Below are 25,726 nucleotides of genomic sequence, written 5' to 3' on the forward strand. Positions count from 1 at the left end.
AGTCCGGAGTCAAAATGAAACACGAGTTATCGAGCATGAAGGCGTTTGTCACACTGGCAGAGTCCGATTCTTTTAACAATGCTGCCAAGTTACTTAATATTACGCAACCTGCATTAACGCGCAGGATTAAAAAGATGGAAGAGTATTTACACACTCAACTCTTTGAAAGAACAACTCGCAAAGTGACATTAACAAAAGCGGGGAAAATGCTTTTACCTGAAGCCAGAGAATTAATTAGGGCATTAGATGAAACTATTTTTAATATTAGCGATGTGAATGTTCATCATCATGGCATAGTGACACTGTCCTGTATTCCTACCGCGGTTTTCTATTTCTTGCCGTTGGCAATAGGAAAATTTAATGAGCGGTATCCCAATATCAAAGTGCGAATTATTGAACAAGGGACGAATAATTGTATGGAATCCGTACTTTGCAATGAGGCTGATTTTGGAATAAACATGAACAACATCACAAATTCCTCTATCGAGTTCACTCCACTGGTTAATGAACCGTTTGTTCTGGCTTGTCGACGCGATCATCCGCTCGCTAATAAGCAGTTGGTTGAGTGGCAAGAATTGCTGAATTACAAACTGATAGGCGTTCGTTCCTCAAGCGGTAACCGATTATTGATTGAACAACATTTGGCCGATAAACCATGGAAATTGAACTGGTTTTACGAGGTTCGTCATCTGTCCACTTCGCTGGGTCTGGTTGAAGCTGGACTGGGTGTTTCCGCATTACCAGGGTTAGCAATGCCGCAAACGCCGCATCCAACGCTGATAGGGATCCCACTGGTTGAGCCTGTGATTAGACGCACGCTGGGAGTTATTCGGCGTAAAGACGCTATCCTCTCACCTCCCGCTGAACGCTTTTTCTCTCTTCTGCTTAATTTATGGGCAGATGACAAAGACAGTCTTTGGACATCCGTTGCTGAATGTCATGAAAATCTACCGCTCGTTAAATGAACAAAACAATCCGCAATCTTCACAAGATTGCGGATTGTTTGTAACGCTAGCGTTTTAGTACGCGTTAACCACCACCCACATCGGGCCTTGTCCTACCGCGTAACGACCTTTCTCCGTCAGCAACCCTTGTTCGCCAGCAATCTCGTACACCGCGATATGGTGCGATTTTTGTCCGGCTGCAATCAGGTATTTACCTCTGTTATCGATATTAAAACCGCGCGGCTGAGTTTCGGTAGGCTGGAAACCTTCTTTGGTCAGCACGCTGCCATCTTCAGACACGCTAAAGACCGTAATCAGGCTGGCGGTACGATCACAGGTATACAGATGACGACCATCCGGTGTTATATGAATATCTGCTGCCCAACGGGTATCCGCGAAATCAGCAGGCATCATATCCAGCGTCTGCACGCACTCAATCTTGCCGTACGGATCTTTCAGCTCCCAGACATCAACAGAGCTGTTCAGCTCGTTCACGCAGTAGGCATATTGCTTATTCGGATGGAACGCCATATGACGCGGGCCCGCGCCTTCAACGGTAGTTACTTCAGCCGGATCCTCCGCGACCAGATGGCCATCATCGCTTACGTCAAACAGGCAGATACGATCCTGTTTCAACGCCGGAACCCACAGGGTACGGTTATCCGGAGAGATGTTGGCTGAGTGGCAACCATCCAGACCTTCAACCACGTCAACCAGTTCCACCGGCAGACCATCTTCCAGACGCGTGACGCTCACGCTACCCGCGTTATAAGAGCCGACAAACACGAAACGTCCCTGATGATCGGTAGAAATATGCGTCGGGCTCCCCGGCAGCGCAGACTCTGCCGCGAAGGTCAGCGCACCGTCATCAGGCGCAATACGATAAGCCAACACGCGAAACTCCGGGCGCACGCCAACATAGAGGTAACGCTTATCCGGGCTGACGACCATCGGCTGTACCTGACCCGGTACATCAACCACCTGCGTCAGCGTCAGAGAACCATCGTGATTCAGGCTCCAGACGTGGATTTGCTGACTTTCAGGGCTGGCGGTATAAACGGTTTGCTTCATGAATACTCCTTTGCTTTTTGGCAGGTGGCTGCAATTGCCTGACACACGCCTAAGGTAGACGCTTTTAACGGTGAATGCTTAATTAAGGCTCAGAATTTTGTCCGGCTCCCGTCTCGGTGTACCATTCCAGCAGACAAAATTCTCAACCTTAATCTGGAAAAAACTATGACCGCACGCGTGATTGCCCTGGATTTAGACGGTACCCTGTTGACCCCGAAAAAAACCTTGCTGCCATCCTCTCTCGAAGCGCTCTCGCGCGCCAGAGAAGCAGGCTACCAACTTATCATTGTCACAGGTCGCCATCACGTTGCTATTCATCCTTTTTATCAGGCACTGGCGCTGGATACACCTGCAATTTGCTGTAACGGTACCTACTTGTATGATTATCAGGCAAAAAAGGTACTGGAATCCGATCCCCTCCCGGTAGACCAGGCATTACAGCTGATCGAAATGCTTGATGAACATCAGATCCAAGGGCTGATGTATGTGGATGAGGCCATGCTGTATGAGCGCCCAACCGGGCATGTGGTGCGTACCGCTAACTGGGCACAAACTCTGCCGCCGGAACAGCGCCCGACCTTCACTCAGGTACCTTCGCTGGCGCAGGCCGCACATGACGTCAACGCCGTCTGGAAATTTGCCCTGACCGACGAAGATATTCCGAAACTGCAGCAGTTTGGCCAGTACGTTGAGCAACAGCTGGGGCTGGAGTGTGAATGGTCCTGGCACGATCAGGTCGACATTGCCCGTAAAGGCAACAGCAAAGGACGACGCCTTACCCAGTGGATTGAAGCACAGGGAGGGTCAATGGAAAACGTGATTGCCTTTGGCGATAACTTTAACGATATCAGCATGCTGGAAGCCGCAGGTACCGGCGTGGCGATGGGCAACGCGGATGACGCGGTCAAAGCCCGCGCCAACATCGTGATTGGTGACAACACCACAGACAGCATCGCTAAATTTATCTACTCCCACCTGCTGTAATCAGGCGGTAATCGATACGCTCTTAATTTGCGCGTACAGCCACAGGCCAGGTTTGATACCCAGTTCATCCCTGGCCCATGGGCTGATCCTTGCCCACAGCGTCTTACCGCCCACCTCAAGCTGAACTTCCACCTGACCGTTATCGTCATAGCATTGCGCGACTTTTGCCCGCAGCACATTACGAATACTGGTCTGCTGGGGTGGTTGGAGCACCAGTGAAACATCAGATGCCTGAATACGAATACGCAGCGCGGTTTGCAGCGGTTGCTCCAGCTTATTGACCCACAGATGCTGATCGCCGAGCGCCAACGCGGTCATCGCATAGTGTGGATGATGTTCCAGCACGCTGACTTTCAGAATACTGCTTTGCTGTTCCTTAGGCAGCCAGGGGTGCATCACGCTGCTACCCCAGACATCTTCCAGCGAACCAAACGCTTTGACCTGCCCGTTCTCCAGCACCATCACTTTGTCTGCCAGGTGCAAAATCTCATCAAGCGAGTGGCTGACATACAGCATCGGAATATTGATTTCACGTGCAAGGCGTTGCAGGTAAGGCAGCAGTTCGCGTTTACGCGGTATATCCAGCGAGGCTAACGGCTCATCAAGCAACAATAACTCAGGCGCGGTCAGCAGCGCCCGACCGATGGCGACACGCTGCTTTTCACCGCCAGAAAGACCGCCTGGCAAACGGTCAAGCAGCGGTTCAATACCCAACAGCGCCACCAGCTTATCAAACTGTCCGGCCATGCTTTTCGCCATTCCGTAACGCAGGTTGCCGCGCACTTTATAGTGCGGGAACAGGCGCGCATCCTGGAAAACATAGCCCACCCGGCGTTTTTCCGGCGTTAAACAGATACCGTTCTCGACGTCGTTTAAGACCCGACCGTTGAGCACGATGCGTCCGGACTGCGGCTGCGTCAGGCCGCTGATGGCGTTAATCAGTGAGGTTTTGCCCGCGCCGGAAACGCCAAAAATAGCGGTGATGCCGCTGGCTGGCAGCGTTTCGTTGAGCGTCAGGCAATGCGTCCCCAGCGTCTGGGAGAAATTGAGTTCCAGCATAATTATCGCCCCGTTCGCTCACGGCTAATACGCGCCAGCCATTCAGAAATCAGCAGCGAAATCAGCGCTAAAACAATAGAAATGATACACAACCTCGCCGCCGCGCTTTCGCCGCCGGGAGTCTGGATCAGGGTATACATCGCCGAAGGAATGGTGCGGGTTTCGCCAGGAATGTTGGAAACAAAAGTAATGGTTGCGCCGAACTCCCCGAGGGAACGCGCGAACGCCAGCACCGTACCGACAATAATGCCGGGCAGCATCAGCGGTAGCGTAATGGTCATGAATACGCGCCAGCGTCCAGCTCCCAGCGTGCGGGCCGCCTGCTCCAGCTTGACGTCAACACCTTCCAGCGCCAGACGAATTGCCCGTACCATCAGAGGAAAAGACATCACCGCCGCAGCCAGTACCGCACCGCGCCAGCTAAAAGCAAAGGTAATGCCAAACCAGTCGTACAGCCATTCACCGATGAATCCACGCCGCCCCATGGCGACTAACAGCAGATAGCCCACTACGACCGGCGGCAGAACCAGTGGCAAATGCAGAACGCTGTCGAGCAGCGCTTTGCCCGGGAACTTGCATCGCACAAGCAGCCAGGCAAAGAAGATCCCAAACGGCAAACTAAACAACACAGCCAGGGAAGAAACTTTCAGGCTCAGGATGACGGCCTGCCATTCAGGATCGGTCAGTATCATTAATTGGTCGTAAATCCATAACGTTTAAAGATTTCAGCAGCCTGCGGTCCTTTCAGGTAATCATAGAACGCGCTAACCGTTGCGTTTTTGTGTCCATCAACAATCGCGATAGGGTATTCCACTTTTTTGTGCGAATCTTCCGGGAAAGTCGCAACAACTTTTACGCCCTTACTGGCAACAGCATCGGAACCATAGACGATCCCCAGCGGCGCTTCGTTACGCTCTACCAGTGCCAGCGCACCGCGCACGTCTTCAGCAGGAGCCAGTTTCGGGGCCAGGGTATCCCATGCACCCAGTTTTTGCAGCGCTTCTTTGGCATAAATGCCCGCCGGAACATGTTCTGGATCGCCAACAGCCAGGCGTCCACCGTTCAACAGACTGGTCCAGTTGGTTTTGCTGTCAATGGTGAAGTCTTTCTGCGCGCTGGCTTTCGGCGCAACCACCACCAGACTGTTACCCAGCAGCGTTTCACGCGATGCGGTATCAATCGACTTCTTGTCTACCGCGTAGTCCATCCATTTCTGATCGGCAGAAATAAACAGATCGGCCGGAGCGCCTGCTTCAATCTGACGCGCCAGCGTGGAAGAAGAAGCAAAAGAGGAGACAACATCAACGTTCTTCTCTTTTTTATATTGCGTTGCAATGTCCTGCATCGCGTTGGTCAGCGAAGCAGCTGCAAAAACGGTAATCTTTCCTTCATCCGCCAGCGCATGTCCGGCAACGGTAAGAGAAAGTGTTGCCCCTGCAAACAAGCGTAACCATGTACGTGCCATCTGTAACTCCTTTGCGTTTCGTTATGTAGGCGCAAATATAGCGAGTAAATCAGGATTTTCCCAGTGGTTATTGATACCAATTAGAGGTTACACAAAGAAAATATCGGCAGGGAAAGCAAGATCTTGAGAAAACGAGTTGGCAGGCAAAAAATATAAACGCCCGACTGAGCGGGCGTTTGGGGAATCAATGATTCTGTCTGGACTGGTCTTTCTGACCGATACCGGAGAAAATGTTAAACACTTCACCCAGTCCGTAAATCAGACCCAGAATGATGGCCATTACCACAGGTACCATGATTACGGCGAATACCAGACTTTTCAATAACTCTAACATGGTCAACTCCAGATATAGTCCTTAGTTGTATTCTAACCACATAACACAGAAAAGCACTCCCCTTTTGTGCGGTTGGCTTTGCGCGCGCGCGGTTTTCCGTCACAATACCCCTTTTGCCAGGAGCTTGTGATGCAGGCCGAAATCCTTCTTACGCTGAAACTTCAGCAAAAACTGTTTGCCGATCCCCGTCGCATTTCTCTGCTTAAACACATTGCGCTTTCCGGCTCCATCAGTCAGGGCGCAAAGGATGCAGGTATCAGTTATAAAAGCGCCTGGGATGCGATTAACGAAATGAACCAGCTCAGTGAGCAAACGCTGGTTGAGCGCGCCACTGGCGGCAAAGGCGGCGGCGGCGCGGTGTTAACGCGCTATGGCCAACGCTTAATCCAGCTGTATGATTTATTAGCGCAAATCCAACAGAAAGCCTTCGATGTTTTGAGCGATGACGATGCCCTGCCACTCAATAGCCTGCTGGCGGCGATCTCTCGCTTTTCGCTGCAAACCAGCGCCCGTAACCAGTGGTTTGGCACCATTACCGCCCGCGACCACGTTCAGGTCCAACAGCATGTCGACGTCCTGCTGGCGGATGGCGAAACGCGCCTGAAAGTAGCAATCACTGCGCAAAGCGGCGAGCGTCTCGGGCTTGAAGAAGGCAAAGAAGTCCTGATTCTGTTGAAAGCGCCGTGGGTGGGAATCACTCAGGACGACGCCATTGCCCAGGCCGCCGATAACCAGTTGCAGGGTACAATTAGCCATATCGAACGCGGAGCTGAGCAGTGTGAAGTGTTGATGACCTTGCCAGACGGCCAGACGCTGTGCGCGACGTTGCCGATAGAGCAGACCCACACATTAACGGAAGGCGCTAACGTCACAGCATATTTTAATGCGGACAGAGTGATTATCGCCACACTGTGCTGAGTTAATTGACATCAGCCTGAAGAACACGTATCCCAGTTATTCATCGCTGCAAATAATGGGATACAAAATGTCATCATTGCAAATTTCGCAAGGCACGTTTCGTCTTAGCGACACAAAAACGCTCCAGTTAGATGCGTTGACGTTAAACGCGGGTGATAGCTGGGCGTTTGTTGGCTCTAACGGCAGTGGGAAATCTGCGCTGGCCCGCGCGCTGGCGGGCGAGTTGCCGCTCCTGAAAGGCGAACGCCGCTGCCAGTTCACACGTATTACCCGACTCTCCTTTGAGCAGCTCCAAAAGCTGGTCAGCGACGAGTGGCAGCGAAACAACACCGATCTTCTTAGTCCCGGTGAAGACGACACCGGGCGCACCACCGCAGAAATCATTCAGGATGAGGTTCACGACCCCGCCCGCTGCGCTACGCTGGCGCAGCAGTTTGGCATTTCTGCCCTGCTCAACAGGCGTTTCAAATACCTTTCCACCGGTGAAACCCGCAAAACTCTGCTCTGCCAGGCATTAATGTCCACGCCAGATTTGCTGATCCTTGATGAACCCTTTGACGGGCTGGACGTCGCGTCCCGCCGCCAGTTAGCAGATTTGCTCGCTGAGTTGCACCAGGCCGGTTTAACGCTGGTGCTGGTGCTAAACCGCTTTGATGAAATTCCCGAGTTCGTGCAGTTTGCCGGCGTGCTTGCCGATTGCACGCTGACGGAAACCGGCGCAAAAACAGACCTTCTGCAACAGGCATTAATCGCTCAGCTTGCCCATAGCGAACGGCTGGAAGGCATCCAGTTACCCGAACCGGATGAGCCTTCGGTGCGCCACACGTTGTCAGATAACGAGCCGCGCATTGTGCTTAACGACGGCACCGTCTCGTATAACGATCGCCCTATCCTGCATCATCTGAGTTGGCGGGTAAATCCGGGGGAACACTGGCAAATCATCGGTCCCAACGGTGCGGGGAAATCAACCCTGCTCAGTTTAATCACCGGCGATCATCCCCAGGGATATAGCAACGACCTGACCCTGTTTGGCCGCCGCCGGGGCAGCGGTGAAACTATCTGGGATATCAAAAAACACATTGGCTATGTCAGCAGCAGCCTGCATCTGGATTACCGGGTAAGTACGACAGTTCGCAACGTTATTCTCTCCGGTTATTTCGATTCAATCGGCATTTATCAGGCCGTCTCCGACAGGCAGCACAAGCTGGTACAACAGTGGCTGGATATTCTGGGCATCGATAAACGTACCGCGGATGCGCCATTTCATAGTCTTTCCTGGGGGCAGCAGCGGCTGGCATTGATTGTTCGTGCACTGGTAAAACATCCTACGTTGCTGATCCTCGATGAACCGTTGCAAGGATTAGATCCGCTCAACCGTCAACTGATCCGTCGGTTTGTGGATGTCCTGATCGGTGAAGGTGAAACTCAGCTTTTGTTTGTCTCTCATCACGCCGAAGATGCCCCGGGCTGCATTACCCATCGGCTAGAGTTTGTACCCGAGGGTGATATCTACGCCTATCGACAAACCTCTCTGCGTTAATTTTCATGTCAGGGCGTTTATCACGCCCTTTTTTCTGCTTTTTTTTCAGACAAGTGCTGAAATAACAACCTAACATAATGATTTATAATAAAGTAACTGGCAGCATCGAGTGAAAACACCGGAGTGTAAACGATTCCACTAATTTATTCCGTGTCACACTTTTCGCATCTTTGTTATGCTATGGTTATTGCATACCATAGGCTTAACGGAGCGAATTATGAGAGTATTGGTTACAGGTGGTAGCGGTTACATTGGAAGCCACACTTGCGTGCAGTTGCTGAAAAACGGTCACGAAGTGGTGATCCTGGACAATCTCTGCAACAGCAAGCGCAGCGTACTGCCCGTCATTGAGCGTTTAGGCGGCAAGCATCCGACCTTCGTGGAAGGAGACATCCGTAACGAAGCGCTGATAACCGAAATTCTGCACGATCATGCCATTGATACGGTCATCCATTTTGCCGGTTTAAAAGCCGTTGGAGAATCCGTTGCCAAGCCGCTGGAGTACTATGACAACAACGTCAACGGCACTCTGCGTCTGGTGAATGCAATGCGCGCTGCTAACGTGAAAAACTTCATTTTCAGCTCCTCCGCGACCGTCTATGGCGATCAGCCGCAAATTCCTTACGTTGAAAGCTTCCCCACCGGCACGCCGCAGAGTCCGTACGGCAAAAGCAAGCTGATGGTGGAACAAATCCTGACCGATCTGCAAAAAGCGCAGCCCGACTGGAGCATTGCCCTGCTGCGCTACTTTAACCCGGTTGGTGCTCATCCATCGGGAGATATGGGGGAAGATCCGCAAGGTATTCCAAACAACCTGATGCCTTACATCGCGCAGGTAGCCGTTGGCCGCCGCGAGTCTCTTGCCATATTTGGCAATGACTACCCTACTGAAGATGGCACCGGCGTACGCGACTATATCCACGTGATGGATCTCGCCGACGGCCACGTTGCCGCCATGGAAAAACTGGCAGGCAAACAGGGTGTGCATATTTATAACCTCGGTGCAGGCATCGGCAGCAGCGTGCTGGACGTGGTCAACGCCTTCAGCAAAGCCTGTGGTAAACCGGTTAATTACCATTTCGCCCCGCGCCGTGATGGCGATCTTCCTGCCTACTGGGCTGATGCCAGCAAAGCCGATCGCGAGCTCAACTGGCGCGTGACCCGCACACTGGATGAAATGGCACAAGATACCTGGCACTGGCAGTCACGCCACCCGCAGGGATATTCGGATTAAGGACCAATCATGACGCAATTCAATCCTGTCGATCATCCACATCGCCGTTTTAACCCGCTCACCGGGCAGTGGATCCTCGTCTCACCGCATCGCGCCAAACGCCCGTGGCAAGGGGCGCAGGAAACTCCGTCTAAGCAGGTACTGCCTGCACATGACCCGGACTGCTTCCTGTGCGCTGGCAATACGCGAGTTACCGGCGACAAAAACCCGGATTACACCGGGACCTATGTCTTTACCAATGACTTTGCGGCGCTGATGTCCGATACCCCGGACGCACCGGACAGTCACGATCCGTTGATGCGCTGCCAGAGCGCGCGCGGTACCAGCCGTGTGATTTGCTTCTCACCCGATCACAGCAAAACGTTGCCGGAACTCAGCGTCCCTGCACTGACAGAAATCGTAAAAACGTGGCAGGAACAGACCGAAGACTTAGGGAAAACCTACCCTTGGGTGCAGGTATTTGAGAATAAAGGCGCAGCGATGGGGTGCTCGAACCCGCACCCACACGGACAAATTTGGGCCAACAGCTTTTTGCCTAACGAAGCCGAACGTGAAGATCGCCTGCAGAAAGCGTACTTCGCCGAACAAGGCGCGCCGATGCTCGTTGATTACGTCCAGCGAGAACTGGCGGATGGCAGCCGTACGGTCGTTGAAACCGAGCACTGGCTGGCGGTTGTACCTTACTGGGCCGCGTGGCCGTTCGAAACGCTGCTGCTGCCGAAAGCGCATGTGCTGCGTATTACCGATTTGACCGACGAACAGCGTGCTGACCTGGCGCTGGCGTTGAAAAAACTGACCAGTCGTTATGACAACCTGTTCCAGTGCTCATTCCCCTATTCCATGGGCTGGCACGGCGCACCGTTCAACGGTGAAGTAAACCAACACTGGCAGTTGCATGCACACTTTTATCCGCCGCTGCTGCGTTCCGCGACCGTGCGTAAATTTATGGTCGGATACGAAATGCTGGCAGAAACCCAGCGCGACCTGACGGCCGAACAAGCAGCTGAACGACTGCGTGCGGTCAGCGACATCCATTTTCGCGAATCCGGAGTTTAAATAATGAGTCTGAAAGAAAAAACACAATCTCTGTTTGCTGAAACATTTGGCTACCCTGCCACCCATACTATTCAGGCACCGGGTCGTGTGAACCTGATCGGTGAACATACCGATTATAACGACGGCTTCGTTCTGCCCTGCGCTATCGACTATCAAACCGTTATCAGCTGTGCGGCACGCGACGATCGAAAAGTCCGTGTGATCGCCGCTGATTACGAGAATCAGGTTGATGAGTTCTCGCTTGATGCGCCGATTATCGCTCATGACAGCCAACAGTGGTCAAACTACGTGCGTGGCGTAGTGAAACATCTGCAAAAGCGCAATAACGCCTTTGGCGGTGCTGATCTGGTGATCAGCGGTAATGTCCCGCAGGGTGCGGGCTTAAGTTCTTCTGCCTCGCTGGAAGTCGCTGTTGGTACGGTATTCCAGCAGCTCTATCATCTGCCGCTCGACGGCGCGCAAATTGCCCTGAATGGTCAGGAAGCTGAAAACCAGTTTGTCGGCTGTAACTGCGGCATTATGGATCAGTTGATCTCGGCACTTGGTAAGAAAGATCATGCGCTACTGATCGACTGCCGAACGCTGGGCACCAAAGCCGTTTCCATGCCTGAGGGCGTCGCGGTGGTGATCATCAACAGTAACTTTAAACGCACATTGGTCGGTAGCGAATACAACACCCGTCGCGAACAGTGTGAAACCGGCGCGCGCTTCTTCCAACAGCCAGCGCTGCGTGATGTCAGCCTTGAAGCGTTTAACGCCGTCGCCCACGAGCTGGATCCGATTGTCGCCAAACGCGTTCGCCACGTGATCACGGAAAATGCGCGTACCGTTGAAGCCGCGCAGGCGCTGGAAAAAGGCGACCTGCTGCGTATGGGCCAATTGATGGAGGAATCTCACGCCTCCATGCGCGATGACTTTGAAATTACCGTGCCGCAAATTGATACGCTGGTAGAGATTGTCAAAGCGACCATTGGCGATAAAGGCGGTGTCCGTATGACCGGTGGCGGCTTCGGCGGCTGCATCGTGGCGCTGATCCCGCAAGATTTGGTTCCTGCCGTACAGCAGGCCGTCGCGGAACAATACGAAGCGAAAACCGGTATCAAAGAAACATTCTACGTCTGCAAACCTTCACAAGGAGCAGGACAATGTTAAACGAAATCCCGGTGCAGGCTCCGGACGGTCAGCCGTTTCGCCTGCTCACCCTGCGCAATGACGCAGGGATGGTCGTCACGCTCATGGACTGGGGCGCGACACTGCTCTCTGCACGTATTCCGCTTAGCGATGGCAGCGTGCGCGAAGCATTGCTCGGGTGCGCCAGTCCGGAACAATACCCGGAGCAGGCTGCATTTCTGGGGGCTTCGATTGGTCGCTACGCTAACCGTATCGCCAACAGCCGCTATACCTTTGCCGGCGAAACCGTTGAATTAATACCAAGTCAGGGTGAAAACCAGTTGCACGGCGGGCCGGACGGTTTCGACAAACGTCGCTGGCAGATAGTCAATCAGAATGACCGTCAGGTGCTGTTCGCCTTAACATCTGACGATGGCGACCAGGGTTTCCCTGGCCATCTATGCGCCACCGCGCAGTATCGCCTGACTGACGATAATCGTATTTCGATAACCTACCGCGCCACGGTCGATAAGCCCTGTCCGGTGAATCTGACGAATCACGTTTATTTTAACCTCGATGGTGACAAAACAGATGTGCGCCAGCATAAGCTGCAAATTATGGCAGACGAGTACTTGCCGGTTGATGAAATGGGCATCCCGCATGACGGGCTGAAATCCGTCGCTGGTAGCAGTTTCGATTTCCGCACGCCTAAAATCATCAGCAGTGAATTTCTTGCCGATGACGATCAGCGCAAGGTAAAAGGTTACGATCACGCCTTCCTGCTTCAGGCACAGGGCAATGCGCGTACGCCGGTCGCTCGATTGTGGTCCCAGGATGAAAAACTGCAGATGGTGGTATACACCTCCGCCCCGGCATTGCAGTTTTACTCCGGCAACTTCCTCGGCGGTACACCATCTCGCGGACCAGACGCCTACGAAGACTGGCAAGGTCTGGCGCTGGAAAGTGAGTTTCTCCCGGACAGCCCAAATCATCCTGAGTGGCAGCAGCCGGACTGCTTCCTGCGTCCGGGCGAAGAATATGCCAGCGTGACGGAATATCAGTTTATTCCAGTCTGATCCTTTCCCCTCACAGGCCCGATGACGTAACGTAGCGGGCCTGTTATTTGTTTATCACAGTAGAACCGCTCAAATCCCCACCACTCAAAGACAAAATCGCAACCTTGAATTCACAAGAACCTTACACTGTGGCGCTATTTTCGCTATGGTTATGCGTAAGCATTGCCGCTGACGCTTTACGGCAATATAATGAGAATTATTATCATTCAATATGATTTATAGGAGTGAGTGTATGGCTGTAACTAAGCTGGTTCTGGTACGTCACGGTGAAAGTCAGTGGAACAACGAAAACCGTTTTACCGGTTGGTATGACGTTGATCTGTCAGAGAAAGGCGTGGGCGAAGCAAAAGCGGCAGGTAAACTGCTGAAAGAAGAAGGCTACAGCTTCGATTTTGCTTATACCTCTGTGCTGAAACGTGCCATCCACACCCTGTGGAACGTACTGGACGAACTGGATCAGGCCTGGCTGCCGGTTGAAAAATCCTGGAAACTGAACGAACGTCATTACGGCGCGCTGCAGGGTCTGAACAAAGCTGAAACCGCTGAAAAATACGGTGACGAGCAGGTTAAGCAATGGCGTCGCGGCTTTGCGGTAACACCACCGGAGCTGACCAAAGATGACGAGCGTTATCCAGGTCACGATCCGCGTTATGCGAAGTTGACCGACAAAGAGTTACCGGTTACCGAAAGCCTGGCGCTGACCATCGATCGCGTTATCCCCTACTGGAACGAAACCATTCTGCCGCGTATGAAAAGTGGTGAGCGCGTAATTATCGCCGCTCACGGTAACTCTCTGCGTGCGCTGGTTAAATACCTGGATAACATGGGCGAAGATGAGATCCTTGAACTGAACATCCCGACCGGCGTACCGCTGGTATATGAGTTCGACGAAAACTTCAAACCAATCAAACACTACTATCTGGGTAACGCTGACGAGATCGCAGCAAAAGCGGCAGCCGTTGCGAACCAGGGTAAAGCGAAGTAATTTTCCTCCCGGGTCAAACGAAAAAAGCGTGGAATGCTCCACGCTTTTTTATTGCCGGATGACGGCGTTGCCTTATCCAGCCTACCGAGCGTAGCCCGGATGAATTTTTTAACCGCGGCGCGCTTTTACAGCATCCGCCAGCTGGCGCAACACCGCATCGGTATCTTCCCAACCAATGCAGGCGTCAGTGATACTTTTACCGTAGGTCAGCGGCTCACCGCTATCCGGGTTCTGATTACCTTCTACCAGATGGCTTTCGATCATCACGCCAATAATTGCTTTTTCGCCCCCAGCAACTTGTCCGCAAACATCTTTCGCAACATCCATCTGCTTTTTGAACTGCTTGCTGGAGTTGGCATGGCTAAAGTCGATCATCACCTGCGCTGAAAGCCCTGCTTTGATCAGACCTTCTTTCACGTCGGCAACGTGCTGAGCGCTGTAGTTCGGCTCTTTGCCGCCGCGCAGAATAATATGGCAATCGCCATTACCACTGGTATTCACGATCGCCGAATGGCCCCATTTGGTCACAGACAGGAAGCAGTGCGGCGCTCCCGCGGCGTTAATCGCATCAATCGCTACTTTTATCGTGCCATCAGTACCGTTTTTAAAGCCAACCGGGCAGGACAGACCAGACGCCAATTCGCGGTGCACTTGAGATTCTGTGGTACGTGCCCCAATCGCGCCCCAGCTCATCAGGTCGGCGAGGTATTGCGGCGTAATCATATCGAGGAATTCACCCGCAGCAGGCAATCCGCTGTCATTGATATCCAGCAGCAGTTTACGCGCAATGCGCAGCCCATCGTTGATCTGGAAGCTGTTGTCCATGTGCGGATCGTTGATAAGCCCTTTCCAGCCGACGGTAGTTCGCGGTTTTTCAAAATAGACGCGCATAACGATTTCAAGCTCGCCTTTTAACTCTTCACGCAGTGCCAGCAGGCGAGCGGCATACTCTTTGGCGGCTGCCGGATCATGAATAGAGCAAGGCCCAATCACTACCAGCAGGCGATCGTCACTCCCTTTCAGGATTTTATGAATTGCCTTACGGGCATGAGCTACCGTGTTTGCGGCATTTTCAGTAGCGGGGAATTTTTCCAACAATGCGACTGGCGGTAATAACTCGTTGATCTCTTTAATGCGTAAATCGTCGTTCTGATAATTCATGATTATTCCAGCGTTGCCATACTTATATAAATGAATGCAATCCCTCCAATCTATATCTTCAGTCATAAAGTGTAAACGGGGTTTTACACTTTGGACGGATTAATCCTGGAATTAGCCAAAAAAACGCAATAAAGTAGCGAAAAACGAGATCCAACCTACAATTTATAATTGTAACAGCTTTAATTTTCATAAATTTCAAGATTCTATGCTGGGTTTAATTTCTCTGGCAAAACTATTAACCACATATTGATGATGTAACTGGCACATGCACTGTTGGAAGACGTTATCCGACATATCGACCATAACAGGAGCATATTATGCATATGACAAAGCTGGCTTCACTCTTTCTTACCGCTACACTCAGCCTCGCCAGCGGCGCGGCGCTGGCTGCTGAAACCAATACGCAGTCCAATAACGGCCAGGCAAATTCCTCGGCGGATGCCGGTCAGGTCGCCCCAGACGCACGCGAAAACGTGGCACCAAATAATGTCGACAACAGTAACGTGAATTCGGGTGGCACAATGCTGCACCCGAACGGTTCATCAATGAACCATGAAGGGATGACCAAAGACGAGATGCACAAAAACACCATGTGTAAGGACGGTCGCTGCCCTGATGTGAATAAGAAGGTTGAGACCGGAAACGGCATTAACAATGATGCTGAGACAAAAACTGATGGCACTACGCAGTAACGCTGAAAATAAAGCTAATAATGGGAGAGCAATAGCTCTCCTTTTTAATTTTATCATCCCAAAAACGGTATGATGGCATACAGTAAAGATGAGAATAACAAAGGGATGGCATAATGGCGCACTCGCATACTCATACTTCTTCTGAGCAACCCAAGGACAATAATGCCCGCCGCTTGATGTTTGCATTCTGCATTACAGCCGGATTTATGTTGGTTGAAGTGGTGGGTGGATTACTTTCAGGTTCACTGGCCTTGTTGGCCGATGCCGGGCATATGCTCACTGATGCCGCAGCGCTCCTTTTTGCGCTGCTGGCCGTCCGGTTTTCCCAGCGCCCGCCCACAATACGACACACCTTCGGCTGGCTGAGGCTCACGACACTGGCCGCGTTTGTTAATGCCATCGCATTGGTCGTGATCACCATTTTAATCGTCTGGGAAGCCATTGAGCGTTTCCATACGCCCCGCCCCGTGGCTGGCGGCATGATGATGGTTATAGCTGTCGCGGGTTTACTGGCCAACGTGCTGGCTTTTTGGGTTCTACACCGCGGCAGTGAGGAGAAAAACCTGAACGTCCGCGCCGCGGCACTGCATGTGATGGGCGATTTACTCGGCTCGGTCGGGGCGATCATCGCTGCGCTGATTATTATCTGGACGGGCTGGACGCCTGCGGACCCGATTCTCTCGATTCTGGTTTCCGTGCTGGTACTGCGTAGCGCCTGGCGACTGTTAAAGGATAGCGTTAATGAATTACTGGAAGGCGCCCCGCTGACGCTGGATATCGCCGCACTGCAGCGCCATCTCAGCCGGGATATCCCTGAAGTCCGCAATGTACACCATGTCCATGTCTGGATGGTGGGTGAAAAACCGGTAATGACGCTGCATGTGCAGGTGGTTCCGCCGCACGATCACGACGCGCTGCTGGAGCGTATTCAGCACTTCCTTATCCATCACTACCAGATTGAACACGCCACGATCCAGATGGAGTATCAGCCGTGTAATGGGCCGGACTGCCACCTGTATCAGGGGGTATCCGGCCATTCACACCATCACCATTAATGGGACAGCGCGTGGGACCCCCGCTCACGCGCGCTGTTAATCCACATCCTGCTACCGTTCAGGGCGATAACAGTCAGGATCACATACTCCAGCGACATCGCATATACGCCTTGCAGGGCGAAAATCACTACGCTGATTACGTTAATGATCACCCACAGCAGCCAGTTTTCAACGTACTTACGCGTCATCAGGATCATCGCCGCAATCGACAACACCATCATGCAGGAGTCCCAGAATGGGAATGCATCGGGTTGCAACTCAGGCACAACAACCTGTAATCCCAATGCCTGCATAATGTTCACCGCAATGCGGGTCAGGAACGCAAAGACCGGATCGATATAGACCGACATCAGGCCGATCGCCACCACGCAAGCCGCCAGCCAGCCGATCGCTTTTGGTAACGGCAGCCAGCGAATTTTCAGTTCCGCTTCATGCTGGTTGGTTTGCCTGGACCAGGCATACCAGCCGTAGATGTTGGCGGCAAAAAAGAAAACTTGCAGCAACAGGCTTGCATAGAGCTGGATCTGAAAGAAGATAATCGCAAACAGCGTGACGTTTATCAGGCCGAAGAAGTAATTGCTGATTTTCTCAAGGCTCGCCAGGCCAATACACAGCAACCCGGCGATCGTCCCCACAGCTTCGATCCAAGACAGATCGTAACCGCCAGCGCCAATCGGAATATGTACCAGAATGTTCTGCGTGCTAAAAAAGTCCATCTTTTCCCCCAGAGCAAAAATATTAATTAAGCTCGAAGTGTAGCCGCAAATTCCAACATACGGTTTAACGGCAACAACGCCCCTTCTCGCAACCCAGCATCAACATGTATCTCATGAGCCGCTCCGCTTTGTTCCAGGCCCTCAGCAATCGCCTTGAGGCCGTTCATCGCCATCCACGGACAATGCGCACAGCTGCGACAGGTTGCCCCCTCACCAGCCGTCGGCGCTTCGAGTAACTCTTTATCCGGAACAGCCTGCTGCATTTTGTAAAAAATGCCCCGGTCAGTCGCCACAATCAGCTGTTGATGCGGTAACGATTTAGCTGCGTTGATTAACTGGCTGGTTGAGCCAACCGCATCGGCCATATCAACGATAGACTGGGGGGACTCCGGGTGCACCAACACCGCAGCATCAGGGTAAAGCCCCTTCATGCGTGTTAAAGCCTGAGTTTTAAATTCGTCGTGGACGATACAGGCCCCCTGCCAACAAAGAACATCTGCACCGGTCTGTTTTTGTACGTAGTTGCCCAGATGTCTGTCCGGAGCCCAGATGATTTTTTCACCTAAACTATCAAGATGCTCAATAAGTTCTACCGCGATACTGGATGTGACGACCCAGTCCGCACGTGCTTTAACGGCGGCTGAGGTATTGGCGTAAACCACCACGGTACGATCCGGATGCGCATCGCAAAACGCGCTGAACGCATCAATCGGACAGCCCAGATCTAATGAGCATTCCGCCTGTAGGGTCGGCATCAGGATGGTCTTTTCCGGGCTGAGGATTTTGGCGGTTTCCCCCATAAATCTCACGCCTGCAACCAACAGCGTAGAGGCAGAATGCTTTGAGCCGAAACGCGCCATCTCCAGAGAATCAGAAATACAACCACCGGTCTCTTCGGCCAACTGCTGAATTTCGGGATCGGTGTAATAGTGCGCGACCATAACGGCATCACGCTCTTTCAGCAGGCGCTTGATTTTTTCACGATAAAATTGCTTTTCATCCACACTCAGCGGGGCTGGCTTCGGCGGAAACGGATAAATTGCTGCTTCTGGATCAAACATCACGCTCATCTTGCTTTCTCGTTTTACTGGCTTAACGAAATAACCGATTAAAAGCGTGACGCACGCCGTATTCGGTTAGATTTGTTTTATATGCTAAACAAGATAGCGGATTGGCGTAAGAAAGTCACAATAATTGCGTGTGATGAATACCGGAAGGCGACTGACGTCTTATCCGGCCTACGTGAATAGTGTCGTCTGTAGGACTGATAAGCGAAGCGCATCAGGCAAGCAGGTTCGAATCTTATAAATCGCAGATAGCAAAAAGGCGCCTTTAGGGCGCCTTTTTACACTGGTGGGGCGTGCAGGATTCGAACCTGCGACCAATTGATTAAAAGTCAACTGCTCTACCAACTGAGCTAACGCCCCCTTATGGGGTTTACTTCTTTATACTTTCAGGATGGTGGGTCGTGCAGGATTCGAACCTGCGACCAATTGATTAAAAGTCAACTGCTCTACCAACTGAGCTAACGACCCGCTCGGGTATAACCTGAAAATTTTTACTCGGTACCACCAATAAATTGGTGGGGCGTGCAGGATTCGAACCTGCGACCAATTGATTAAAAGTCAACTGCTCTACCAACTGAGCTAACGCCCCGAGTGGTGGGTGATGACGGGATCGAACCGCCGACCCCCTCCTTGTAAGGGAGGTGCTCTCCCAGCTGAGCTAATCACCCGATACTGCGCTGGATACTACTTACTAACTAAGTTAGTGGTGGGTCGTGCAGGATTCGAACCTGCGACCAATTGATTAAAAGTCAACTGCTCTACCAACTGAGCTAACGACCCACTTTTTTTGCCGCTTTCGGGCTGTTTGATATCCCTTGGCAACGGCGGCATATATTACTGATTTCAGATTTTAGCGCAACAAAAATTTCGATGTAAATAACTCAACTGCTTAGGAATCACACGACGCGACCAGAATTAACACGATTTCTGGTCGCATGGTGTTCATTACATCGCGCCAAGGCGTTTTTGCGCTTGTTTCGCGCCATCAGTGCCAGGGTATTTAGTGATAACCTGCTGATAAACGGCTTTCGCTTTCTCTTTATCACCTTTGTCCTGCATGATGACACCGACTTTATACATCGCGTCTGCAGCCTTTGGTGATTTAGGGAAGTTTTTGACTACAGAAGCAAAATAGAACGCTGCATCATCTTTTTTCCCCTTGTTGTAATTCAACTGACCCAGCCAGTAATTCGCATTTGGCAGGTAAGTTGAGTCTGGGTACTTTTTAATGAAGTTCTGAAATGCTTCAATCGCGTCATCCTGGCGGGATTTATCCTGCACCAGAGCAATGGCCGCATTGTAATCGGTATTCGCATCGCCAGTTTGTACCGGAGCACCTGACGCTGCCGCTGCACCCGCATCAGGTGCAGGGGTTGCTGCTGCCCCACTCTGATCGCCGCCCGCTGATTGCGCCGCAGGTGCACTACCGCTGCCAAGATTATTCATCTGCAGCAATATCTGCTTCTGGCGTTCAACAACCTGATTCAGTTGATACTGATTTTCCTGAATTTGACCGCGCAGGGAATCAATATCGGACTGATTATCGGAGAGTTGTTGCTGGAGTTGGGTTAAAAGCTGACTGTGAGCGTTAGAAATACGCTCGAGTTGAGTGACACGGTCTTCGACCGAGCCAGAGCCGACACTACTGATTGGCGCCTGTGCAAAAGCGGCCCAGGGGGCCGCTATGCCAACCAGTAACGACAGACTCAACAGATGATGTCTGAAGTTACTGCTCATGCAATTCTCTTAGTAAACCAGTACGGCGCGACGGTTTTTGGCGTAAGCCGCTTCGTCATGACCCAGTACTGCAGGTTTTTCTTTACCGTAAGAAACGATGGAGATCTGGTCAGCAGAAACACCTTTACCCTGCAGGTACATCTTAACGGCGTTCGCACGACGCTCACCCAGGGAGATGTTGTACTCAGGAGTACCACGTTCGTCCGCATGACCTTCTACGGTGACTTTGTAAGACGGGTTGCTACGCAGGAAGTTAGCGTGAGCATCCAGCATTGCAGCGAAGTCAGAACGGATATCGTACTTGTCCAGATCGAAGTAAACGATGTTGTTCTGCTGCAGCTGTTGCATCTGAAGACGCGCTTGCTCTTCAGAAGACATGTTGCCGCTGCCGTTTGCATCCATACCAGTGCCGGCACCCAGCATGCCTTCGCTGCCGTCATTGCTGGCGTTCTTGTTAGAAGAACACGCTGCAATAGCCATAACAGGCAGAGCAATCATCAGCCCTTTCAGCACTTTGTTCAGTTGCATTTCAATGATTCCTTTATTAATCAATTATTTATTATCACAGATACGGCGACCAGGCAGGGAATTTAACCTGTCCATCAGTTGCCGGAAGACGCGCTTTGAAACGCCCATCTGTAGAAACCAAATTCAGCACGGATCCCATCCCCTGAGAAGAGCTGTAGATTACCATAGTGCCGTTAGGTGCCAGACTTGGCGTTTCGTCCAGGAACGTTGACGACAGAACTTGTACGCCACCCGCTACCAGATCTTGTTTGGCAATGTGCTGCTGACCGTTGGCCGAGCTTACCATTACCATAAATTTACCGTCGCTGCTCACATCCGCATCCTGGTTTTGCGAACCTTCCCAGGTAATGCGCTGCGGAGCACCGCCGTTGACGTTAACTTTATAAACCTGCGGACGACCGGCTTGGTCAGACGTAAAGGCCAGGTTTTGGCTGTCCGGGAACCAGGTAGGTTCCGTGTTGTTGCTACGACCATCCGTCACCTGACGGATCTGACCGGAACCAATGTCCATGACATACAGGTTCAGGCTACCGGTTTTAGACAGGGCAAACGCCAGTTTGCTGCCATCCGGAGAAAACGCAGGCGCACCGTTGTGACGTGGGAACGAGGCTACCTGACGAACCGCGCCGTTAGACAGTGTCTGAATAACCAGCGCAGAACGACCGCTTTCGAAGGTAACGTACGCCAGTTTTGAACCGTCCGGTGACCACGCCGGAGACATCAGCGGCTGCGGAGAACGGTGTACCACGAACTGGTTGTAACCATCGTAGTCGGACACACGTAATTCGTACGGGAACTGACCACCGTTGGTCTGAACAACATAAGCGATACGGGTACGGAATGCACCTTTAATGCCGGTCAGTTTTTCAAACACTTCGTCACTTGCAGTATGGCCCGCGTAACGCAGCCACTGCTTGTTCACTTTATAAGTGTTCTGTGCCAGTACGGTACCCGGTGCACCACCGGTGTCAACCAGCTGATAGGCAACGCTGTAAGAACCATCCGGGTTCGGCGTAACCTGGCCGACGACTACGGCATCAATGCCCAGCGCAGACCAAGCGGCAGGTTGAACTTCCTGCGCGGTACCGGGCTGCTGAGGCAGACGAGAACGGTCTAACGGGTTAAATTTACCGCTGTTACGCAGGTCAGCACCTACGATACCACCGATATCTTCAGGTGCAGCACCCGGTCCTGCCCACTGGAAGGGGACAACACCAATCGGGCGCGCCGAGTCCACCCCCTGGGTGATCTCGATACGTACTTCTGCGTGCAGCACCGCTGCCCACAGCATCAGAAAACCAAATGCTACTCGTAATGCCTGCTTCATCATATCTCCCTTATCTGGACGGAAAGCCCACGATAATTTAGCAGAATGTTAACAAACTCAAATACACAAAACTACCAGAACTCTGTCTCAACCTTAGACCGTTTCCCCTGATTTCTCAGGGGTCGTTATTACAGTTTGAAGTCCAGTTTGGCATCTTTTACTTTTTCATAAACTGCCTGGCTAGGCGGTTTAGGAATTCTGGCGGTTTTCGCAGCCGTCAGCGCAGCCTGACACAATGCCGGATCCCCGCCCTCTTCGGTCACATCCAGTAACAGACCATCGGGTGCTAACTTGATATGTAATACGCAAGATTTACCTGCATACAAATCTGCACCATACAGACGGCTCTGGATCGCATTACGAATTTGAGATGCGTAAGCACTAATATCAGCGCCAGATGCACCGCCATTGGCACCACTTGTACCACTATCTTTCGCCGGTTGGCCGTTTCCTTTCGCTCCACCGCCCGATTTCGGTGCATTCTTACCGGAGCTCAGGTCGCCCAACAAGTCGTCAACGCCAGAGGCTGCAGCGGCTTTTTCGGCCGCAGCCTTTTTAGCAGCAGCTGCTTTATCTGCCGCAGCTTTCTTATCGGCAGCGGCTTTCTCAGCTGCAGCTTTTTTGTCTGCTGCTGCTTTTTCTGCAGCGGCTTTCTTATCAGCCGCCGCTTTTTCAGCAGCGGCAGCTTTCGCGGCAGCGGCTTTTTCTGCTTTCTCAGCAGCAGCTTTCTCGGCTGCAGCTTGCTTAGCGGCTTCAGCCTGTGCTTTCTTCGCAGCGTCCGCAGCTGCCTTAGCAGCTTGTGCTTCTGCAGCTTTCTTCGCATCAGCGGCGGCTTTAGCGGCTTCAGCCTCAGCTTTTTTCTGTGCGTCCGCAGCGGCTTTCTTCGCGGCATCTGCCGCTTGCTTAGCCTGAGCATCAGCTTTAGCCTTCGCGTCTGCAGCAGCCTTCGCCGCAGCCTCTTCAGCCTGTTTCTGTTGCTCTTGCGCTTTCGCTGCGGCGGCTTCAGCTTGCTTCTGCTGTTCCGCCTGTTCGCGCACTTTTTCCTGCGCGGCTAAACGTTCTTTTTCCAGCTGCTTCAGTCGCTCTTGCTCAGCTGCCTGCTTCTCGCGAAGTTCTTCAGCTTGCTGCTGCGCCTGCTTTTCACGCTGCTCTTCAGCACGTTTCGCACTTGCCTGCTGTTGCTGCTGCCTGTCGTACTGTTGCACAACGGCGCCTGGATCGACCATAACGGCGTCGATGGACGAACCGCCACCGCCGCCGGCTGAAGCATCAATGTGCTCATCGAACGAACTCCAGATCAGCGCTGCAAATAAAATGACATGCAGCACCGCTGAAATAATTATCGCCCTTTTGAGCTTGTCGTTTTGTTCGGTTGCCTTTGACACTCTCGGTTCCCAAAAAACTGTTCGCCTGTTACGTGCTATCTTTCAAGCCAGCAAAACGCAGTCATCAGATTGGCTGCGTCATCAAGCCAACCGATTTTACGCCTGCACTGTGTAACAAGTTCAGCGCTTTAATTATTTCATCATAAGGCACGTCTTTCGCACCACCGATTAAAAAGACCGTTTTCGGATTGGTCTGCAGGCGGCTTTTCGCTTCCGCGATAACCTGCTCCGGCGGCAGTTGATCCATACGATCTTTCTCAACCACCACGCTGTATTGCCCAATACCGGAAACTTCAATAATGACCGGGGGTTCGTCGTTACTGCTGACGGCTTGCGACTCGGTCGCATCCGGCAGGTCGACTTCCACACTCTGCGTAATGATCGGTGCGGTTGCCATAAAGATCAGCAACAGCACCAACAGTACGTCGAGCAGCGGTACAATATTGATTTCGGACTTGAGTTCGCGACGACCTCGTCCACGCGTTCTGGCCATGGCTTACCCCTTGTTGCTCTCGCTAACGGTAAACGCCTGGCGGTGCAGAATCGCGGTGAACTCTTCCATAAAGTTGTCGTAATTCAGTTCCAGTTTGTTCACGCGCTGGTTCAGACGGTTGTAGGCCATAACCGCCGGGATTGCCGCAAACAGACCGATAGCCGTTGCAATCAACGCTTCTGCGATACCCGGTGCGACCATTTGCAGCGTCGCCTGTTTTACCGCGCCCAGCGCGATAAATGCGTGCATGATCCCCCAAACGGTACCGAACAGACCGATATACGGGCTGATGGAGCCAACGGTGCCGAGGAATGGAATATGCGTTTCCAGCGTTTCCAGTTCACGGTTCATCGAGATACGCATCGCACGGGAAGCCCCCTCTACGACCGCTTCCGGCGCGTGGCTATTTGCCCGATGCAAACGCGCAAATTCTTTGAATCCGCTATAGAAAATTTGTTCCGAGCCCGCCAAATTATCACGACGCCCCTGGCTTTCCTGGTACAGGCGCGACAATTCAATGCCGGACCAGAACTTGTCTTCAAATGCTTCGGCTTCACGCGAAGCAGCATTAAGAATACGGGTCCGTTGGATGATGATGGCCCAGGATGCGATTGAGAAACCAATCAAAATCAACATGATAAGTTTAACCAGAAGGCTTGCCTTCAGGAACAAATCAAGGATATTCATGTCAGTCACTGCTTAAACTCCGCGACAATAGACTTGGGAAGCGCACGAGGCTTCATTTTGAGTGGATCAACGCAAACAATCAGAACTTCGGCTTCATTCAGCACGGTGTTCTCTGCGTTGACAATGCGTTGCGTGAAAACCAATGAGGTGCCACGCATTGACGTAATTTCGGTTTGAACTTCGAGCATATCGTCGAGCCGGGCAGGCGCAAAATACTCGAGGGTCATCTTGCGCACCACAAAGGCTACACGTTCGGCCAACAGGACCTGCTGACTGAAGTGATGATGACGAAGCATTTCTGTGCGTGCTCTTTCATAAAAAGCGACGTAACTGGCGTGGTAAACCACCCCACCGGCATCGGTATCTTCATAATAGACACGAACCGGCCATCGAAACATATACTTATTCATTCCTACTGCCTCTTTGTTGGCTTCGCCCACTCGCACCAGTTACTTACCTTTGTAAGCGTCTGGTGATTCGCGTTCTTGCCGCCGCGATGCATCAAGAATGTCGTTGTATATCGCGCTGTCTTCACTGTACATCCCGGTAATGCAACAAAAGGTTAGTGCTTTCAAACTTCGCTACTATACGCGCGGGAATGGTGCTTTGGAATGGGGGAAAGTAAACGGAGAGTAAAAAATTATGGGCTTATGCAAGCCCATAAATATTTAAGGATGTTTCTTATTCAAAAGAAGAAGAAAATCAGACCAACAACGAGGACAATATCCGCGATCAGCGGGCAGAAGATGCCCTGCCAATGTACGGCGCGAGGACGGAAGCCAACGCCGTGAATCATGCCTGCGCAGACCGCCCACATCAGCAGGAAACCATGCCAGATTTCAAGCTCACTGGTTTTGGCCGCGAAACGAGACGGATCCCAGAATATGCAGCCAGCCAACACGATTGCCAGCACAAATGAAAGCGCCCGCAAGGGGCGCTTGTCCATCGCGTTGTATACCATCGCGATAATGTTGGTCATTAGCTATCTTCTTGCCCGGCTTTGCCTGATTCAACGTGCTCAAGCGCCAGCGCTGTGATTATCCCAAATGCACAGGCAAGAAGCGTTCCCAAAATCCATGCGAAATACCACATTTTAAGCTCC

28 protein-coding genes and 5 tRNA genes are annotated in these 25,726 nt (G+C 52.1%); 11 read left to right on the forward strand and 22 right to left on the reverse strand.

Annotation, left to right across the window (positions count from 1 at the left end; all coding sequences use genetic code 11):
- Positions 1–14: 14 nt before the first annotated feature.
- A complete protein-coding gene (locus OGX94_RS02100; protein ID WP_003831484.1) occupies positions 15–965 on the forward strand; it encodes a LysR family transcriptional regulator in 951 nt (316 codons plus the stop codon).
- 54 nt (positions 966–1,019) lie between these two features.
- On the opposite strand, the gene pgl is transcribed toward OGX94_RS02100, so the two are convergent.
- Complete coding sequence (pgl, locus tag OGX94_RS02105) at positions 1,020–2,015, reverse strand: 6-phosphogluconolactonase (protein WP_257661506.1); 996 nt, start codon at positions 2,013–2,015, stop codon at positions 1,020–1,022.
- Between the two features lie 165 nt (positions 2,016–2,180).
- On the opposite strand from pgl, the gene OGX94_RS02110 reads away from it, so the two are divergent.
- Positions 2,181–2,999, forward strand: a complete 819-nt coding sequence (locus tag OGX94_RS02110; protein WP_257661505.1) for a pyridoxal phosphatase — start codon at positions 2,181–2,183, stop codon at positions 2,997–2,999.
- Here OGX94_RS02110 and modC read toward each other — a convergent pair whose 3' ends face one another.
- The 4 genes from modC to OGX94_RS02130 form a co-directional block, all read right to left on the reverse strand.
- On the reverse strand, positions 3,000–4,058 hold the full coding sequence (modC, locus tag OGX94_RS02115; protein WP_003831474.1) for a molybdenum ABC transporter ATP-binding protein ModC: 1,059 nt from the start codon (positions 4,056–4,058) through the stop codon (positions 3,000–3,002).
- Between the two features lie 2 nt (positions 4,059–4,060).
- On the reverse strand, positions 4,061–4,750 hold the full coding sequence (modB, locus tag OGX94_RS02120; protein WP_008784169.1) for a molybdate ABC transporter permease subunit: 690 nt from the start codon (positions 4,748–4,750) through the stop codon (positions 4,061–4,063).
- Positions 4,750–5,523, reverse strand: coding sequence for a molybdate ABC transporter substrate-binding protein (modA, locus tag OGX94_RS02125; protein WP_257661504.1), 774 nt, complete (start codon positions 5,521–5,523; stop codon positions 4,750–4,752). Before modA ends, modB begins: the two co-directional genes overlap by 1 nt.
- A gap of 184 nt (positions 5,524–5,707) precedes the next feature.
- Complete coding sequence (locus OGX94_RS02130; protein ID WP_003023026.1) at positions 5,708–5,857, reverse strand: AcrZ family multidrug efflux pump-associated protein; 150 nt, start codon at positions 5,855–5,857, stop codon at positions 5,708–5,710.
- Positions 5,858–5,986: 129 nt separating this feature from the next.
- Between OGX94_RS02130 and modE the strand changes: the two genes are divergently transcribed.
- From modE to gpmA, 7 genes are all read left to right on the forward strand, one after another.
- Positions 5,987–6,775, forward strand: a complete 789-nt coding sequence (modE, locus tag OGX94_RS02135) for a molybdenum-dependent transcriptional regulator (protein WP_257661503.1) — start codon at positions 5,987–5,989, stop codon at positions 6,773–6,775.
- Between the two features lie 67 nt (positions 6,776–6,842).
- Complete coding sequence (gene modF, locus OGX94_RS02140; protein ID WP_003831463.1) at positions 6,843–8,315, forward strand: molybdate ABC transporter ATP-binding protein ModF; 1,473 nt, start codon at positions 6,843–6,845, stop codon at positions 8,313–8,315.
- 217 nt (positions 8,316–8,532) lie between these two features.
- Positions 8,533–9,549, forward strand: coding sequence for a UDP-glucose 4-epimerase GalE (gene galE, locus OGX94_RS02145; RefSeq protein WP_003831462.1), 1,017 nt, complete (start codon positions 8,533–8,535; stop codon positions 9,547–9,549).
- 9 nt (positions 9,550–9,558) lie between these two features.
- On the forward strand, positions 9,559–10,605 hold the full coding sequence (gene galT / locus OGX94_RS02150) for a galactose-1-phosphate uridylyltransferase (RefSeq protein ID WP_148362246.1): 1,047 nt from the start codon (positions 9,559–9,561) through the stop codon (positions 10,603–10,605).
- Between the two features lie 3 nt (positions 10,606–10,608).
- Positions 10,609–11,757 (forward strand): galactokinase, encoded by a 1,149-nt coding sequence (gene galK / locus OGX94_RS02155; protein WP_126318789.1) that lies wholly within the window; start codon positions 10,609–10,611, stop codon positions 11,755–11,757.
- A complete protein-coding gene (gene galM / locus OGX94_RS02160) occupies positions 11,751–12,791 on the forward strand; it encodes a galactose-1-epimerase (protein WP_126318791.1) in 1,041 nt (346 codons plus the stop codon). Before galK ends, galM begins: the two co-directional genes overlap by 7 nt.
- A gap of 232 nt (positions 12,792–13,023) precedes the next feature.
- Positions 13,024–13,776, forward strand: coding sequence for a 2,3-diphosphoglycerate-dependent phosphoglycerate mutase (gene gpmA, locus OGX94_RS02165; protein ID WP_003022999.1), 753 nt, complete (start codon positions 13,024–13,026; stop codon positions 13,774–13,776).
- Positions 13,777–13,884: 108 nt separating this feature from the next.
- Here gpmA and aroG read toward each other — a convergent pair whose 3' ends face one another.
- Positions 13,885–14,937, reverse strand: a complete 1,053-nt coding sequence (gene aroG, locus OGX94_RS02170) for a 3-deoxy-7-phosphoheptulonate synthase AroG (protein WP_003831449.1) — start codon at positions 14,935–14,937, stop codon at positions 13,885–13,887.
- Positions 14,938–15,254: 317 nt separating this feature from the next.
- On the opposite strand from aroG, the gene OGX94_RS02175 reads away from it, so the two are divergent.
- Both OGX94_RS02175 and zitB read left to right on the forward strand, forming a co-directional pair.
- Positions 15,255–15,629 carry a YbgS-like family protein gene (locus OGX94_RS02175; protein ID WP_003022994.1) on the forward strand — a complete coding sequence of 125 codons (375 nt, stop codon included), beginning with the start codon at positions 15,255–15,257 and terminating at the stop codon, positions 15,627–15,629.
- A 113-nt stretch (positions 15,630–15,742) separates the two neighbouring features.
- Positions 15,743–16,684 carry a CDF family zinc transporter ZitB gene (gene zitB, locus OGX94_RS02180; RefSeq protein ID WP_063940679.1) on the forward strand — a complete coding sequence of 314 codons (942 nt, stop codon included), beginning with the start codon at positions 15,743–15,745 and terminating at the stop codon, positions 16,682–16,684.
- Here the strand turns inward: zitB and pnuC are convergent.
- The 16 genes from pnuC to cydX all read right to left on the reverse strand — a co-directional run bounded on the left by pnuC (position 16,681) and on the right by cydX (position 25,716).
- The gene (pnuC, locus tag OGX94_RS02185; protein ID WP_003831446.1) at positions 16,681–17,400 is read right to left on the reverse strand and encodes a nicotinamide riboside transporter PnuC; all 720 of its coding nucleotides are present in this window, start codon (positions 17,398–17,400) and stop codon (positions 16,681–16,683) included. The two genes, zitB and pnuC, sit on opposite strands and share 4 nt — an antisense overlap.
- A gap of 26 nt (positions 17,401–17,426) precedes the next feature.
- Positions 17,427–18,470, reverse strand: coding sequence for a quinolinate synthase NadA (gene nadA / locus OGX94_RS02190; RefSeq protein ID WP_149335609.1), 1,044 nt, complete (start codon positions 18,468–18,470; stop codon positions 17,427–17,429).
- Between the two features lie 281 nt (positions 18,471–18,751).
- Positions 18,752–18,827 (reverse strand) — tRNA-Lys (locus tag OGX94_RS02195).
- A gap of 32 nt (positions 18,828–18,859) precedes the next feature.
- Positions 18,860–18,935, reverse strand: a tRNA-Lys gene (locus tag OGX94_RS02200).
- A gap of 45 nt (positions 18,936–18,980) precedes the next feature.
- A tRNA-Lys gene (locus OGX94_RS02205) sits at positions 18,981–19,056 on the reverse strand.
- A gap of 3 nt (positions 19,057–19,059) precedes the next feature.
- A tRNA-Val gene (locus tag OGX94_RS02210) sits at positions 19,060–19,135 on the reverse strand.
- Between the two features lie 36 nt (positions 19,136–19,171).
- Positions 19,172–19,247, reverse strand: a tRNA-Lys gene (locus OGX94_RS02215).
- A 165-nt stretch (positions 19,248–19,412) separates the two neighbouring features.
- Entirely contained in the window at positions 19,413–20,204 is a 792-nt protein-coding gene (cpoB, locus tag OGX94_RS02220; protein WP_003831441.1) for a cell division protein CpoB, read from the reverse strand.
- A 9-nt stretch (positions 20,205–20,213) separates the two neighbouring features.
- Positions 20,214–20,732 (reverse strand): peptidoglycan-associated lipoprotein Pal, encoded by a 519-nt coding sequence (gene pal / locus OGX94_RS02225; protein ID WP_003022983.1) that lies wholly within the window; start codon positions 20,730–20,732, stop codon positions 20,214–20,216.
- A gap of 34 nt (positions 20,733–20,766) precedes the next feature.
- Positions 20,767–22,059: a Tol-Pal system beta propeller repeat protein TolB gene (tolB, locus tag OGX94_RS02230; protein WP_003022981.1), complete on the reverse strand. Its 1,293-nt coding sequence runs from the start codon at positions 22,057–22,059 to the stop codon at positions 20,767–20,769.
- A 128-nt stretch (positions 22,060–22,187) separates the two neighbouring features.
- Positions 22,188–23,444, reverse strand: coding sequence for a cell envelope integrity protein TolA (gene tolA / locus OGX94_RS02235; RefSeq protein WP_008784157.1), 1,257 nt, complete (start codon positions 23,442–23,444; stop codon positions 22,188–22,190).
- 64 nt (positions 23,445–23,508) lie between these two features.
- Positions 23,509–23,937 (reverse strand): colicin uptake protein TolR, encoded by a 429-nt coding sequence (gene tolR, locus OGX94_RS02240; RefSeq protein ID WP_003022978.1) that lies wholly within the window; start codon positions 23,935–23,937, stop codon positions 23,509–23,511.
- Between the two features lie 3 nt (positions 23,938–23,940).
- Complete coding sequence (gene tolQ, locus OGX94_RS02245) at positions 23,941–24,633, reverse strand: Tol-Pal system protein TolQ (protein ID WP_003022976.1); 693 nt, start codon at positions 24,631–24,633, stop codon at positions 23,941–23,943.
- The gene (gene ybgC, locus OGX94_RS02250; protein ID WP_003831439.1) at positions 24,630–25,034 is read right to left on the reverse strand and encodes a tol-pal system-associated acyl-CoA thioesterase; all 405 of its coding nucleotides are present in this window, start codon (positions 25,032–25,034) and stop codon (positions 24,630–24,632) included. Before ybgC ends, tolQ begins: the two co-directional genes overlap by 4 nt.
- Positions 25,035–25,309: 275 nt before the next feature.
- Entirely contained in the window at positions 25,310–25,603 is a 294-nt protein-coding gene (ybgE, locus tag OGX94_RS02255) for a cyd operon protein YbgE (RefSeq protein WP_063940682.1), read from the reverse strand.
- Complete coding sequence (gene cydX / locus OGX94_RS02260; RefSeq protein ID WP_003022970.1) at positions 25,603–25,716, reverse strand: cytochrome bd-I oxidase subunit CydX; 114 nt, start codon at positions 25,714–25,716, stop codon at positions 25,603–25,605. The genes ybgE and cydX overlap by 1 nt, the downstream gene beginning before the upstream one ends.
- Between the last annotated feature and the right edge of the window lie 10 nt (positions 25,717–25,726).

The sequence above is a fragment of the Citrobacter sp. Cpo037 genome (genome assembly GCF_030332945.1).
In the GTDB taxonomy this organism is placed as follows: Bacteria; Pseudomonadota; Gammaproteobacteria; order Enterobacterales; family Enterobacteriaceae; genus Citrobacter; species Citrobacter portucalensis.

Coding starts and splice junctions, on each gene's coding strand:
- OGX94_RS02100 (WP_003831484.1), top strand. CDS start 15: ATGAAACACGAGTTATCGAGCATGAAGGCGTTTGTCACACTGGCAGAG.
- pgl (WP_257661506.1), bottom strand. CDS start 2,015: ATGAAGCAAACCGTTTATACCGCCAGCCCTGAAAGTCAGCAAATCCAC.
- OGX94_RS02110 (WP_257661505.1), top strand. CDS start 2,181: ATGACCGCACGCGTGATTGCCCTGGATTTAGACGGTACCCTGTTGACC.
- modC (WP_003831474.1), bottom strand. CDS start 4,058: ATGCTGGAACTCAATTTCTCCCAGACGCTGGGGACGCATTGCCTGACG.
- modB (WP_008784169.1), bottom strand. CDS start 4,750: ATGATACTGACCGATCCTGAATGGCAGGCCGTCATCCTGAGCCTGAAA.
- modA (WP_257661504.1), bottom strand. CDS start 5,523: ATGGCACGTACATGGTTACGCTTGTTTGCAGGGGCAACACTTTCTCTT.
- OGX94_RS02130 (WP_003023026.1), bottom strand. CDS start 5,857: ATGTTAGAGTTATTGAAAAGTCTGGTATTCGCCGTAATCATGGTACCT.
- modE (WP_257661503.1), top strand. CDS start 5,987: ATGCAGGCCGAAATCCTTCTTACGCTGAAACTTCAGCAAAAACTGTTT.
- modF (WP_003831463.1), top strand. CDS start 6,843: ATGTCATCATTGCAAATTTCGCAAGGCACGTTTCGTCTTAGCGACACA.
- galE (WP_003831462.1), top strand. CDS start 8,533: ATGAGAGTATTGGTTACAGGTGGTAGCGGTTACATTGGAAGCCACACT.
- galT (WP_148362246.1), top strand. CDS start 9,559: ATGACGCAATTCAATCCTGTCGATCATCCACATCGCCGTTTTAACCCG.
- galK (WP_126318789.1), top strand. CDS start 10,609: ATGAGTCTGAAAGAAAAAACACAATCTCTGTTTGCTGAAACATTTGGC.
- galM (WP_126318791.1), top strand. CDS start 11,751: ATGTTAAACGAAATCCCGGTGCAGGCTCCGGACGGTCAGCCGTTTCGC.
- gpmA (WP_003022999.1), top strand. CDS start 13,024: ATGGCTGTAACTAAGCTGGTTCTGGTACGTCACGGTGAAAGTCAGTGG.
- aroG (WP_003831449.1), bottom strand. CDS start 14,937: ATGAATTATCAGAACGACGATTTACGCATTAAAGAGATCAACGAGTTA.
- OGX94_RS02175 (WP_003022994.1), top strand. CDS start 15,255: ATGCATATGACAAAGCTGGCTTCACTCTTTCTTACCGCTACACTCAGC.
- zitB (WP_063940679.1), top strand. CDS start 15,743: ATGGCGCACTCGCATACTCATACTTCTTCTGAGCAACCCAAGGACAAT.
- pnuC (WP_003831446.1), bottom strand. CDS start 17,400: ATGGACTTTTTTAGCACGCAGAACATTCTGGTACATATTCCGATTGGC.
- nadA (WP_149335609.1), bottom strand. CDS start 18,470: ATGAGCGTGATGTTTGATCCAGAAGCAGCAATTTATCCGTTTCCGCCG.
- cpoB (WP_003831441.1), bottom strand. CDS start 20,204: ATGAGCAGTAACTTCAGACATCATCTGTTGAGTCTGTCGTTACTGGTT.
- pal (WP_003022983.1), bottom strand. CDS start 20,732: ATGCAACTGAACAAAGTGCTGAAAGGGCTGATGATTGCTCTGCCTGTT.
- tolB (WP_003022981.1), bottom strand. CDS start 22,059: ATGAAGCAGGCATTACGAGTAGCATTTGGTTTTCTGATGCTGTGGGCA.
- tolR (WP_003022978.1), bottom strand. CDS start 23,937: ATGGCCAGAACGCGTGGACGAGGTCGTCGCGAACTCAAGTCCGAAATC.
- ybgC (WP_003831439.1), bottom strand. CDS start 25,034: ATGAATAAGTATATGTTTCGATGGCCGGTTCGTGTCTATTATGAAGAT.
- ybgE (WP_063940682.1), bottom strand. CDS start 25,603: ATGACCAACATTATCGCGATGGTATACAACGCGATGGACAAGCGCCCC.
- cydX (WP_003022970.1), bottom strand. CDS start 25,716: ATGTGGTATTTCGCATGGATTTTGGGAACGCTTCTTGCCTGTGCATTT.